6 protein-coding genes are annotated in these 13,209 nt (G+C 58.7%); 4 read left to right on the plus strand and 2 right to left on the minus strand.

Annotated elements, in window-relative coordinates; genetic code table 11:
• Window positions 1-192: 192 nt before the first annotated feature.
• From AC4ANK_RS14030 to glgB, 3 genes are read left to right on the plus strand one after another with little or no spacing between them, the layout of a single operon-like run.
• Window positions 193-2,211 carry an alpha-1,4-glucan--maltose-1-phosphate maltosyltransferase gene (locus tag AC4ANK_RS14030; RefSeq protein WP_002553687.1) on the plus strand — a complete coding sequence of 673 codons (2,019 nt, stop codon included), beginning with the start codon at window positions 193-195 and terminating at the stop codon, window positions 2,209-2,211.
• A gap of 19 nt (window positions 2,212-2,230) precedes the next feature.
• Window positions 2,231-5,557, plus strand: a complete 3,327-nt coding sequence (gene treS, locus AC4ANK_RS14035) for a maltose alpha-D-glucosyltransferase (protein WP_002553688.1) — start codon at window positions 2,231-2,233, stop codon at window positions 5,555-5,557.
• Window positions 5,554-7,779 carry a 1,4-alpha-glucan branching protein GlgB gene (glgB, locus tag AC4ANK_RS14040; protein ID WP_031594785.1) on the plus strand — a complete coding sequence of 742 codons (2,226 nt, stop codon included), beginning with the start codon at window positions 5,554-5,556 and terminating at the stop codon, window positions 7,777-7,779. The genes treS and glgB overlap by 4 nt, the downstream gene beginning before the upstream one ends.
• A 30-nt stretch (window positions 7,780-7,809) precedes the next feature.
• Here the strand turns inward: glgB and AC4ANK_RS14045 are convergent, their stop codons facing one another.
• Both AC4ANK_RS14045 and AC4ANK_RS14050 read right to left on the minus strand, forming a co-directional pair.
• Window positions 7,810-10,431, minus strand: a complete 2,622-nt coding sequence (locus AC4ANK_RS14045; RefSeq protein ID WP_095178867.1) for an autotransporter family protein — start codon at window positions 10,429-10,431, stop codon at window positions 7,810-7,812.
• Between the two features lie 252 nt (window positions 10,432-10,683).
• Window positions 10,684-11,877 (minus strand): MFS transporter, encoded by a 1,194-nt coding sequence (locus AC4ANK_RS14050; RefSeq protein ID WP_057442612.1) that lies wholly within the window; start codon window positions 11,875-11,877, stop codon window positions 10,684-10,686.
• A 164-nt stretch (window positions 11,878-12,041) separates the two neighbouring features.
• Between AC4ANK_RS14050 and AC4ANK_RS14055 the strand changes: the two genes are divergently transcribed.
• Window positions 12,042-13,175 carry a lactonase family protein gene (locus tag AC4ANK_RS14055; protein WP_031594787.1) on the plus strand — a complete coding sequence of 378 codons (1,134 nt, stop codon included), beginning with the start codon at window positions 12,042-12,044 and terminating at the stop codon, window positions 13,173-13,175.
• Window positions 13,176-13,209 lie beyond the last annotated feature (34 nt).

A 13,209-nucleotide genomic window follows, 5' to 3' on the forward strand; every position in this document is an offset into this window, starting at 1 on the left:
TTTGGCTCATGTTCAATGCGCCCACCTGACAACCTCAAAACCTTTGAACTTTACCTTCGTTGACCGCTCGGAACCTAGGCAGCTGAATTCGACGAGTCTTCTGCATTTCGCGATTGTCCGCTGCCATACCGTCAATTTTTCCATTGCATGGAATGCACAGGAGCGTCCCTGGGGCGTGAGGAGTGATGCTCGATGAGTGAACAGCCATATGGTCCGGATTCCCTGGCCACCGATGTACCGCACCCAACCCAACCCTTGTCACTGACCCAGGCGCTGCAATTGCCCCGCATCGTGATCGAAGACACGCTGCCAGTGATCGACGGTGGCCTGTTTGCGGCCAAGGCGATCATCGGGCAACCGGTCACCGTGACCAGCAAGGTCTACGCCGACGGGCACGACAAAATGGCGGTCAATATTCGCTGGCGTGCTGCCGATGAGGACACCTGGCATAGCGCGCCAATGCACGAACTGGGCAATGACAGCTGGGTCGGTGAGTTCACCCCGACTTTGGTCAGTCGCTATGTGTTTCGCCTTGAAGCCTGGATCGATCAGTTCGGCAGCTATCGTTACGAACTGGACAAGAAGTTCGGCGCTGGTGTGCCTGTCGACCTGGAACTGGAAGAGGGGCGCATTCATCTGGTGCATGCCGCTGAGCGCAGCCAGCACGATCAGCGCCAGCAGATTGAAAGCCTGCTAGGTCAGCTGGAGCAGGGCGATAAAGACGAGAAAGTCGCGTTGCTGTTGCACAGCGAAACCGCAAACCTGATGAAGCTGGCTGATAATCAGGCCTTCCTGAGTCGTAGCGTTGAATTTCCGCTGGATGTCGAGCGTGAGCTGGCGCAGTTCGCCAGCTGGTACGAGCTGTTTCCTCGCTCGATCACTGATGACCCTGCGCGCCACGGCACCTTCAACGATGTCCATTCGCGTTTGCCGATCATCCGCGACATGGGTTTCGACGTATTGTACTTTCCGCCGATTCACCCGATCGGCCGTGCCCATCGCAAGGGACCGAACAACTCTCTTACCGCAGGGCCGGATGATCCGGGCAGCCCGTACGCAATTGGCAGCGAGGATGGCGGTCATGAAGCCATTCACCCGCAGTTGGGCAGCCGTGAAGACTTCCGTAACCTGGTGAAGGCTGCGGCCGATCACGGGCTGGAAATCGCACTGGACTTCGCCATTCAATGTTCGCAGGACCACCCTTGGCTCAAGCAGCATCCGGGCTGGTTCTCATGGCGTCCGGACGGCACGATCCGCTATGCGGAAAACCCGCCGAAGAAGTATCAGGACATCGTCAACGTCGATTTCTACGCGCCTGATGCCATTCCTGGTCTGTGGCTGGAATTGCGTGACATCGTTCTGGGCTGGGTGAATGAAGGCGTGAAGATTTTCCGCGTCGATAATCCGCACACCAAGCCGCTGCCTTTCTGGCAGTGGATTATCGGCGAGGTGCGCAATCAGCATCCTGAGGTCATGTTCCTTGCCGAAGCGTTCACCAAGCCTGCCATGATGGCGCGACTGGGCAAGGTCGGTTACAGCCAGAGTTACACGTATTTCACCTGGCGCAACACCAAGGCAGAGCTGTCCGAGTATTTCACCCAGCTCAACGAAGTGCCTTGGCGTGACTGCTATCGCCCGAACTTTTTCGTCAACACACCTGATATCAACCCGCGCTTCCTGCACGAGTCTGGCCGTCCTGGATTTCTGATCCGTGCAGCGCTGGCCACCATGGGCTCCGGGCTGTGGGGCATGTATTCGGGGTTTGAGTTGTGTGAAGCGGCACCGATTCCCGGCAAGGAAGAGTATCTGGACTCGGAAAAGTACGAGATTCGCGTTCGGGACTATGCCGCACCGGGCAACATCATTGCCGAGATCGCCCAGCTCAACCGCATTCGCAGGCAGAACCCCGCGCTGCAAACGCACTTGGGCTTGAAACTGTATAACGCGTGGAATGACAACATTCTGTACTTCGGCAAGCGTTCGGCGGATGGCAGCAACTTCATTCTGATTGCCGTCAACCTTGACCCCTTCAACGCACAGGAAGCAGATTTCGAGCTGCCGCTGTGGGAAATGGGCCTGCCGGATGACGCGGCGACGTCGGGTGAAGACCTGATGACCGGACACCGCTGGACCTGGTACGGCAAGTATCAGCACACGCGTCTTGATCCATCACAACCGTTTGGAATCTGGCGCATCCAGGCTGCGCAATAACACTCCCAAGGAGTCAGTAATGGCCAAGAAGCCCGGTGACGCGACATTCATCAAAGACCCGCTCTGGTACAAGGATGCGGTGATTTACCAGGTTCATGTGAAATCGTTCTTCGATTCCAATAACGACGGGATCGGCGATTTCGCGGGCTTGATCGAAAAGCTCGACTACATTGCCGCGCTGGGGGTCAACACCATCTGGTTGCTGCCGTTCTACCCGTCGCCGCGCCGGGACGATGGCTACGATATTTCCGAATACCGCGATGTGCATAGCGATTACGGCACCATGGCCGATGCCAAGCGCTTCATTGCTCAGGCGCACAAGCGTGGCCTGCGGGTGATCAGTGAGCTGGTTATCAACCATACGTCCGACCAGCACCCGTGGTTTCAGAAAGCGCGTCATGCCAAGCCCGGCTCAAAGGCACGGGATTTCTATGTCTGGTCGGACACCGACCAGAAGTACGACGGCACGCGGATCATTTTTCTCGACACAGAAACGTCCAACTGGACCTGGGACCCGGTCGCCGAGCAATACTTCTGGCACCGTTTTTACTCCCACCAACCAGACCTGAACTTCGATAACCCGCACGTACTTGATGCGGTGCTTGAAGTCATGCGCTTCTGGCTGGACCTGGGCATTGACGGTTTGCGTCTGGACGCTATCCCATACCTGATCGAACGCGATGGCACCAATAACGAGAACCTTCCGGAAACCCATCAGGTGCTCAAGCGTATTCGCGCCGAGATCGATGCGAACTACCCGGACCGCATGCTGCTGGCCGAGGCCAATCAATGGCCGGAAGACACCCAGCTGTATTTCGGCGACAGCAAGGGGCCGGATGGCGACGAATGTCACATGGCGTTTCACTTCCCGCTGATGCCGCGCATGTACATGGCGCTGGCGCAGGAAGACCGCTTTCCGATCACCGATATTCTGCGCCAGACACCGGAAATTCCGGATAATTGCCAGTGGGCGATTTTCCTCCGCAACCACGACGAACTGACCTTGGAAATGGTGACGGATCGTGAGCGTGATTACCTCTGGAATTACTATGCCGCTGACCGCCGCGCGCGGATCAACCTGGGTATTCGTCGACGCCTGGCACCACTGGTTGATCGGGACCGCCGCCGGGTCGAACTGTTGAACAGCATGCTGTTGTCGATGCCCGGCACGCCGACGTTGTATTACGGTGATGAGATCGGCATGGGCGACAACATCTATCTAGGCGACCGGGATGGTGTGCGTACGCCGATGCAGTGGTCGATCGACCGCAACGGCGGCTTTTCGCGTGCAGATCCGGCCAGCCTGGTATTGCCGCCGATCATGGACCCGATGTACGGCTTTCAGTCGGTCAACGTCGAAATTCAGGAGCGTGACCCGCACTCGCTGCTGAACTGGAATCGACGCATGCTGGCGGTGCGCAAACAGCAGAAGGCATTCGGGCGTGGCACGCTGAAAATGCTCTCGCCGTCGAACCGCCGCATTCTTGCGTATACCCGCGAGTACACGGCACCCGATGGTCACAGCGAAGTGGTGTTGTGTGTTGCCAACGTTTCCAGCGCCGCTCAGGCTGCAGAGCTTGAGCTGTCGGCTCACGCAGGCACAGTGCCGGTGGAAATGCTCGGTGGCAGCGCATTTCCGCCTATCGGGCAGTTAAGCTATTTGCTGACGCTCCCGCCGTATGGTTTTTACTGGTTTTTACTGGCTTCGGAGAATCAAATGCCCAGTTGGCACGTTGAACCCGCACAGAGCATGCCGGACTTCCCGACCCTGGTGCTCAAGAAGCGCCTTGAGGAGTTGCTCGAAGAGCCGCTGCGCAGCACCATGGAAAAAACGTCACTGGCTGTTTATTTGCCAAAACGCCGCTGGTTCGCAGGCAAGGGCAAGGACATAGAGCAGGTCAATATCGCGTATGCGGTGCGTTTCGGCGATGAGGCGCACCCTGTGTTGCTCAGCGAAATAGAAGTGACTGCAGACGGCCAGACCGATCGCTATCAGCTGCCATTCGGCTTGCTCGCCGAAGACGACATCAGCAGCGCGTTGCCACAGCAACTGGCACTTGCCAGAGTGCGGCGTAATCGTGATGTAGGGCTGATCACCGATGCGTTTACTCTGGAAACCTTCATTCGTGCAGTGATTCAGGGCATGCAGTCGGATACGGTCATCCCCTGCGCTGACGGCGAGTTGCGTTTCGAGCAAAGTTCTCAGCTGGCACCGCTCGCCCTCACCGCAGAGTCGGAAGTGCGCTACCTGTCTGCCGAGCAGTCGAACAGCTCGGTGGTCGTCGGTGGCAGCCTGGTGCTCAAACTGATTCGTAAAGTCAGTGCCGGGACGCACCCGGAGCTGGAAATGGGTGCTTTCCTGACCAACGCTGGCTTCAAGAATATCTCGCCGTTGCTTGGCTCTGTGGTGCGTGTCGGCAACGACGGAAAACCGAATCTGCTGATGATTGCCCAAGGCTACCTGAGCAATCAGGGTGACGCTTGGGAGTGGACACAGAACAATCTGGAACGCGCAGTACGCGATGAGTTGGCGCATGGCGTTTCCGGCCAGGAACAGCATTACAATGCGTTGCTGGAGCTGGCGGACTTTTCGCGTAGCCTTGGTCAGCGTCTCGGTGAAATGCACCAGATTCTGGCGTCGCCTACCGACAATGCAGACTTCGCTGTTGAAGTCACCAGCAGTCAGGACAGCAAGGCCTCCGGAACCAGCGTCAATGCTCAGCTTGAGCGCGCCTTGCAACTGCTTGAGCAGCGCAAGGGCGATCTGGAACAGGACGATCAGCAACTGGTCAGCGATTTGCTTGCACAGCGCAAGCAGATTCGTCAGCGCGTCGAAGGTCTGGCCAAGCGCTCGGCAGGTGGCCTGCGGATTCGCGTGCATGGTGACTTGCACCTCGGGCAAGTGCTGGTGGTCAAAGGCGATGCCTACCTGATCGATTTCGAGGGTGAACCGGCCCGCGCACTTGAAGAACGCCGTGCCAAGCACAGCCCGTTCAAGGATGTCAGCGGTGTTTTGCGCTCGTTTGACTACGCTGCCGCCATGGCAGTACGCAGCGCACAAAGCGTCGATACCTCGCCTGAGGCTGCCGGTGCTCGCAAACGTGTCGCCGAGACCTACCTGGCGCAGGCGCGGGAAGCCTTTATCGAAGGTTATCGCTCGGCAACGAGCGGAATGGCTCATGCCTGGAAAGATGCAAAAGGGGAGGACGCCGCACTGGAATTGTTCACCCTTGAAAAAGCTGCTTATGAAGTGATCTACGAAGCCGAGAATCGTCCAGCCTGGTTGGCCGTTCCCTTGCAAGGCTTGCGTGGGTTGCTGCAACCGTCTGATGGAGAGCCAATATGAATGCGCCTCACAAAACCGGCACAGGCCGCCGCGCGATTCCCGCTGCTGCGGACCTCGACGCGCTGATCCGCGCGGAACACCGTGATCCTTTCTCGATCCTGGGTCCGCACGGTGACGGCGGCAGCGGGCAATACGTTCGTGCCTATCTGCCCGCTGCGTTGAGCGTGCGTCTGCTGGCCAAAGATGATGGTCGCGAGCTGGGCGAGATGGAAATGAGCGAGGTGCCGGGGTTTTTCGTCGGTCATCTCGAACAGCCACAGCCTTACCTGCTGAAAATCCAATGGGCTGGCGGCGAGCAGATCACCGAGGACCCTTACAGCTTCGGTCCGCTGCTGGGCGAGATGGACCTTTATCTGTTTGCCGAAGGCAACCACCGCGACCTGAGCAGTTGCCTGGGCGCGCAAGTGACCAACGTCGATGGCGTCGACGGTGTGCGCTTTGCGGTCTGGGCGCCGAATGCCCGCCATGTGTCGGTGGTCGGCAGTTTCAACAGCTGGGATGGTCGTCGTCACCCGATGCGCCTGCGTCACCCGACCGGCGTATGGGAGATTTTCGTTCCGCGTCTGCAGCCCGGTGAAGTCTACAAATACGAGATCCTCGGTGCCCACGGGATTCTGCCGCTGAAAAGCGACCCTATGGCTCTGGCCACTACGCTGCCGCCCGACACCGCGTCAAAGGTCTCTGCGCCACTGCAATTCGAGTGGAACGACCAGGAATGGCTGCAAACACGGACAGGCCGCCACGATGTTGCCGCGCCGCTGTCGATCTACGAACTGCACGCAGGCTCGTGGCAGATGGAGCAGCACGAAGACGGTCAATGGCGACAGTACAACTGGCGCGAGCTGGCTGACCGCTTGATTCCCTATGTGAAGGAACTCGGCTTCACCCACATTGAGCTGATGCCGATCATGGAGCACCCGTTCGGGGGGTCATGGGGCTATCAGTTGCTGGCCCAGTTTGCACCGACTGCTCGCTACGGTTCGCCAGAAGATTTCGCTGCGTTCGTCGACGCCTGTCATCGGGCTGAAATCGGCGTGATTCTTGACTGGGTGCCTGCGCATTTCCCGACCGATACCCACGGCCTGGCGCAGTTCGACGGCACCGCTCTGTACGAGTACGCCGACCCCAAGGAAGGCTTCCATCAGGACTGGAACACGCTGATCTACAACCTGGGGCGCACCGAAGTTCACGGCTTCATGCTGGCCTCGGCGTTGCACTGGCTCAAGCATTATCACATTGACGGTCTGCGCGTGGATGCGGTGGCGTCAATGCTGTACCGCGACTATTCGCGTAATGCAGGCGAATGGGTGCCAAATCGCTTTGGCGGACGCGAAAACCTCGAGGCAATCGACTTTCTGCGTCATTTGAACGACGTAGTTGCGCTGGAAGCCCCAGGGACCATGGTGATTGCGGAAGAGTCGACCGCGTGGCCGGGTGTCAGCGAGCCGACCCAGCAGGGTGGGCTGGGCTTCAACTACAAGTGGAACATGGGCTGGATGCATGATTCGCTGCAGTACATGGAGGAGGACCCGATCAATCGCGGACACCACCACGGCAAGCTGAGCTTCAGCCTGGTGTACGCGTGGTCAGAGCGCTTCGTACTGCCTATTTCCCATGACGAAGTGGTACACGGCAAACATTCGCTGATCGACAAGATGCCGGGTGACCACTGGCAGAAGTTCGCCAACCTGCGCGCTTATCTGTCGTTCATGTGGACGCACCCGGGCAAGAAACTGCTGTTCATGGGCTGTGAATTCGGTCAGTGGCGTGAGTGGAATCACGACCGTGAACTGGACTGGTACTTGATGAAATACGCTGAACATATTGGCGTGAAGAAGCTGGTCAGTGACCTGAACCGAATCTATCGTCAGGAAAAGGCGTTGTACCAGCGCGATGCTGATCCAGCGGGCTTCCAGTGGCTGATCGGCGACGACCAGGCCAATAGCGTGTTTGCCTACCTGCGCTGGAGCAATGATGGCGAGCCGCTGCTGGTGGTGGCCAACATGACGCCAGTGCCGCGCCTGGATTATCGTGTCGGCGCGCCGGTATCAGGTGCATGGACTGAGTTGCTGAACAGCGACGCGGAAACCTACGCAGGTTCTAACATGGGCAATGGTGGGGAAGTGAACACCGAAGACGAGCCAGCACATGGGATGGAGGCTTCACTGAAACTGAACCTGCCGCCGCTTGCCGTGCTTATCCTCAAACCGAAGAAAGACTGACCAGGGCGCATCCCCGCGCTGACGGTCGCATTACCACACCAGCCTGAAACCCAGGCTGGTGTTTACTCCCTCCGTTCCTTGTTCGCCCAGATCAACAAGGTAATCAGCGCTCCAGTGCAGACTGGCCTTGCTGCTCAATGTCGCTATCATCCCGGCGCCGATACTGCCCGTCGTTGATCGATGCTCGGTTCTTATCTGCTCTGCATGATCGAATGTCAGCGTGTCATGGCCGTCTTTGGTGTGCCAGAGGTTGGCTCGCAGATAAGGCGCTATCGGTACGCTACTGAATTGATAGCGCCCCTTGAAACGTATGCCGATGCGCCCTGTGGTGTAAGACTGACTGTCGAATCCGAGATGGGCAATGCCGTCATGCTGATCCTGAAGGTCTATGCGTTGGTAGATGATCTGTAGCTGAGGCTCTGCAACCCAGCGCTGTGAGAGTGGCAGCGGATACCCGGCCTCTGCAGACAGGCTCATCACATGGCCTTCAATGTCGACACCTGTGCCCCTGACGGAGCGGCTGCGGCCGTCCAGGCGAGTGCACATCGCGACTGCGTCAACGTACCCGCCACCGGGTGTCGTCAGCGTCCAGTAGGCCCCCAGGCTTTGCCCGCTCAGTTTCAGGTGCCCTGTTTCGTAGTTTCTGAAACCCTCAGCAAAACCCTGCACTTTGCCATCCAGACGGTTATGCGCGACGAACAGCCCGACGCGCTGGCTCCGCCCGTTGTCCAAGTGCCAGGCATACAGATCATGGCCGATCTGGTAGCCCTTGAATGAAGCGTCCAGGCCTGGGCTCACGTCTCCAGACCAGCGTTGCCTGAAGTCGCTGCCAAACACACGTGCCCATCCGGCAGGCGCCATGTCGTATTCAGTCAGTAGCGCCTGATCACCCTGGCGCTCATGAAAGGTGCCCAGCGAACTCAGCGCCAGGACCGCAGCGCTTGGCGCTGCCACTGAATAGTTGGCGACCTCGGGGCGGTACAACGCGATGGGCGAGGCTCCGCGAACGGGTTCCGGCAGTGGCGGTGTTCCGATCGCGGGCACTGGCAGTGCGGCTGCCGGGAGGACCGGGGCCGGGGTGGTCGGCGCAGGCTCAGGGTTTGGGAGCGGGGCGGGCACAGGTTGCGGTGTTGGTGTCGGCTCGGGAGCAGGTTCGGGAGTCGGCTCAGGTGTCGGCTGGGGAGTTGGCTGGGGAGTTGGCTGTGCAGGTTCGGGGAGGGGCTCTACAGGGGGCGGCGCTGGCGTTGGCGGCGCAATCACCGCAGAGCGCAGGAACCAGCTGTTCTCCGAGCCGGCAGTGGCGCCGCCCTTGAACAGGTAATACTGATAAGCGCCTGCAGACAGCGGACTTTGCAACGAAAAGGCGCTGCTATCGCTGGTTGCACCGTTGATGGCTTGTACCACTTCAATGCCGTTGCCAAGGGGCAGGGCGCCCAGCCCACCCGCGTTGCTGACGATCATGCGCGTAGAACCACTGATCCTACCCTGTGCCACCACCAGTCGGTCGCTGGCGGATGCATCATCGCCCAGTGCCGAGAGCAACAGCAGCCGCCCGTTCTGGCCGGTGTAATTGCCGTTCACCGTCAATGTGCCAGTGAGCGCACTGCCTGCATCGCGCACGTCCAGCGTTCCGGCATTCTCTAATGAAGCGAGGGATGCTGCGCGGAAGGGCGCAATGCTGCCCGAGGTCGAGATCAGCGTACTGCTGGAATCAATGTTCAGAACGCCGGTGTTACTCACGCCGTCACCAAGGACCAGCTTACCGGCCAGATCCAGCTGCGAGCCGTTGCTCAGGTTGACGGTCTCCCAGTTGCCATAGCGACCCGGCTGCAAAGACACAGTGTTATCAAGCGTCAGCACGTCATTGCCAGGGCCGCCGTCAAGCAGCGGGTTGGCGCTCAGGTAATATTCGCTCAGGTTGTACAGCCGCGCCGCATCATCGCCGTCGGCCATCAACACACTGTTGCGGGCGTAGCCACCGTTCAGCCAATTGAAGCTGTCATTACCGGCGCTGGCACGAACTTCACCACGAATATCGCCACCGCTGAGGGTGATCAGGTCGTCGCCGCCGCTGACGCTGACATTGCCGCCCACAGAGCCGCCCAAGAGGGTGATCGTATCCCTGCCAAAGCCGGTTACCAGGTTGTTGATGATCGTGCCACCGGACATCTCGAACACGTTGTTGTCGAGCTTCATGTCAACTCGGCCAATGCTGCCGCCGGTCATCACCGCAACGTCGCCGTCCTCGAACGCACGAGTGATGGTGCCTCCGGTCATCAGAAAGGTATCTCGCCCGTCGCCCTGGTTCAGGCCGCCGCTGATCTCGCCCGCCGACAACGTGAATGAGTCGATTCCGGCACTCTGGGTTACGTTGCCGAGAATACGGCCTGACTGCATATCAACGCTGTCGATTCCTGACCCATAGCTGATATCGCCGGCGACCGTGCCTGTTCCGCCTTTGGGAAATATCAGAATGTGATCGCCGCTCAGACCGATAAATGAGCCGCTGATGTCACTGTCGCAGACTTGAACGCCGGACGACGTCGAGGACCCAAGTGCGCAGGCTCCCTCCGCACAGGACGGGATAATGGCCAGCATAATGAATGGCAGAACATTACGGGTGTGGTACAGATGAATACAACGAATTTTCATGACAGCTCTCCCGGCCAGGCAGGCAGCAGGGAGGCAATCGAAACGGATCAAGGCGCCAGACTGCCACGCTCAGTGACGTCGCCCCAAGGCTGGCGACGGTCGCTTTGCGGGCCTGTTTTCAAGGCCCGCAGTACGAAGTCAAGAGGTCGTTGGCCGATGCGTCAAGAAGTTGACCGACCGGTGGCGAGATTTAAACTTTTGCTACCAACTATTGGAATTACAAGTAAAAAACTTATGCGCTAAAGGTAGTGTTCATGCTGGATATGTTTGGTTGGCGGTGCGGCGTGATAACCAGATTGTCAGCGCCAGCGCGCACGCCGACAGCAACGCCGCGTAAAAAAATATCCAGTCATAGCCCTGACCCAAGGCAATAGCCCCCATTACAGGGCCGGCAATTGCCAGGGCCAGATCGAAGAACACAGCGTAGGCACTCAGGCCTGCGCCTCGGCTGGGGGTAGGTACGCTTTTGATCGCTTCCACGCCCAGCGCCGGGTAGACCAGTGAAAGCCCCACACCGGTCAGTCCTGCCCCAGCCAGAGCAATGCCGCTGCTCGGTGAAAGCCAGAGCATCAGCAGTCCGCAGATCTCCACAGCCATGCAGACGATGGCCGCGTTGTAGCCGCCGAGGCGGTTTATGGCACCGATGAACAGCAGGCGGGCGAGGATAAAGCACACGCCAAACATGCTCAGGCAATAGGCCGCACCTTCCCAGCCGCGGCTTAGATAAAACAGGGTGATGAAGGTGGTCAGCGTGCCGTAGCCGATGGAGGACAACGTCAGTCCCAGACCATAAGGCGCGATCCGGCCGAACACTGACCAATAGGGCAGGCGCTCACCGACTACGACCGGTACCGATGGCTTGTTGCGGATCAGCCAAAGTGCCAGCCCTGCCATCACGATCAAGGCGCCCCCCAGGCTGTTGAAACCCACGGCGTCGATGACAATCACTCCCAGCGGTGCACCAATGGCTATCGCACCATAGGACGCGATGCCGTTCCACGAGATTGATCGGGCCGTATGTTCCGCGCCGAGCTTGCCGATGCACCAACTGATAGTGCCAACTCCGATAAGCCCTTGGGAAATGCCGAGAAACAGTCGCGCAACGATCAGAATCGACAGGCTCAGCGTGGCAAACTCCTGAAGCAGCGTTGCCAGTAACGTCATGCTGCCACTGATGACGATGCCCCACAGTCCGAACACGATAGAGCGCTTGCTGCCCAGCGTGTCGGTCGCCCGGCCGGCAAAAGGTCGACTCAGCAGCGTTGCCAGGTATTGCGAGGCAATGGTCAGGCCTGCAATCAACGGGCTGAAACCCAGCTGGTCGTGAACATAGCCGGGCAGCACCGCAATAGGCAGGCCGATGCACAGGAAGGCGATGAACGTGTAGAAAACGATGGAAACGATCTGCAGGGTAATCGTCATGGAACCGGAGTGTGCGGCAGGCATTGGGCTCTTCGCTGGCAGGCGGTGGGAGTGCCTCATCATGGCGTGCGCTGTGACTAAAAGAAAGCAGGCTAACGGTTTTATGCGGGCTGATTATCAGGCAGTTGCTGTTCTGTAGATATGGTCATAGGATGACTGATCACACCACAATAATAAAAAGGTTCACCATGAGAAATATTCTGTTGCTGGCCGCTGCAGTCGGTTGTTCGTTTGGCCTGCCTGCCCAGGCAGCCACGTTTGCTTACATTTCCAGTCCCACTGACGGCCTTATATCCCAATACCGTCTGGATGAGCAGAGCGGCGCGCTCAGCCTGGTCGAGCAGACCAAAGCCGGAGACCAGGTCAATCCGATGGCCATCTCACCGGACGGCAAAGCGTTATTTGCAGCGCTGCGTTCCAAGCCTTATCAAGTGCTGAGTTTCAGCATCGAGCCTGCAACAGGGCATCTCAAGCCGCTGAGCCAGGCACCATTGGCCGAGAGCCTGGCCTATTTGTCTACCGATCGCAGCGGGCGCTTCCTGTTCGGCGCATCCTATGGTGCCGATTTGCTCAGCGTACAGCCCATCGATGCGCAACACCGCCCCAGCGACAGTATCCAGACCTACAAGACCGGCATGCATGCGCATTCGGTGCGCACCGACCCGAGCAACCGTTTTGTATACGCCGGTAATCTTGGCGTTGATCGTGTTCTGCAATACCGGCTGGAGCCAAAAGACGGCAAGCTTGTTCCCATTGGCGAGGGCTACGTTGCGGTTGCCGAGAGTACCGGCCCGCGCCACTTGGCATTCTCTTCCGATGGCAAATTTCTGTACGTGGTTGGCGAAATGAGTGGCACCGTCACTGCCTTCGCGATCAACCAGAAAACCGGTGCGTTGAAGCAGACAAGCACGGCGGACGGTATCCCGAAACGCTTGAATCTGGCGCCGGGGCAGGCCCGCGATGCGCGCAACAATGATCTCAAGGATGACCCCACCCCGCGTATCTGGGCGGCAGACATTCGCCTCGCGCCGAATGGCAGGTTGCTGTTTATCAGCGAGCGCACCACCAGCAGCTTGTCGGTGTTCAAGGTCGAGCCTGCCAGTGGCAAGGTGACGTTTGTCGAAAACTATCTGGTGCAGGAAAAACAGCCACGCAATATTGCGGTGTCACCCAATGGGCGCTGGTTGCTGGTGAGCGGTGAGAAAAGCGACAAGGTCGGCAGTTACGCCATTGCGGCGAACGGTGCCTTGCAGCGGGTCAGCGAAGCGCCCTCGGGCAAGGGTGCGCTGTGGATTGAAATGCTCAGCCAGCCGGGCCAATAGCGGTTTTGAAAATAAAAAGCCCTGTCACAAGACA

Source organism: Pseudomonas sp. Pmew2 (assembly GCF_058129885.1).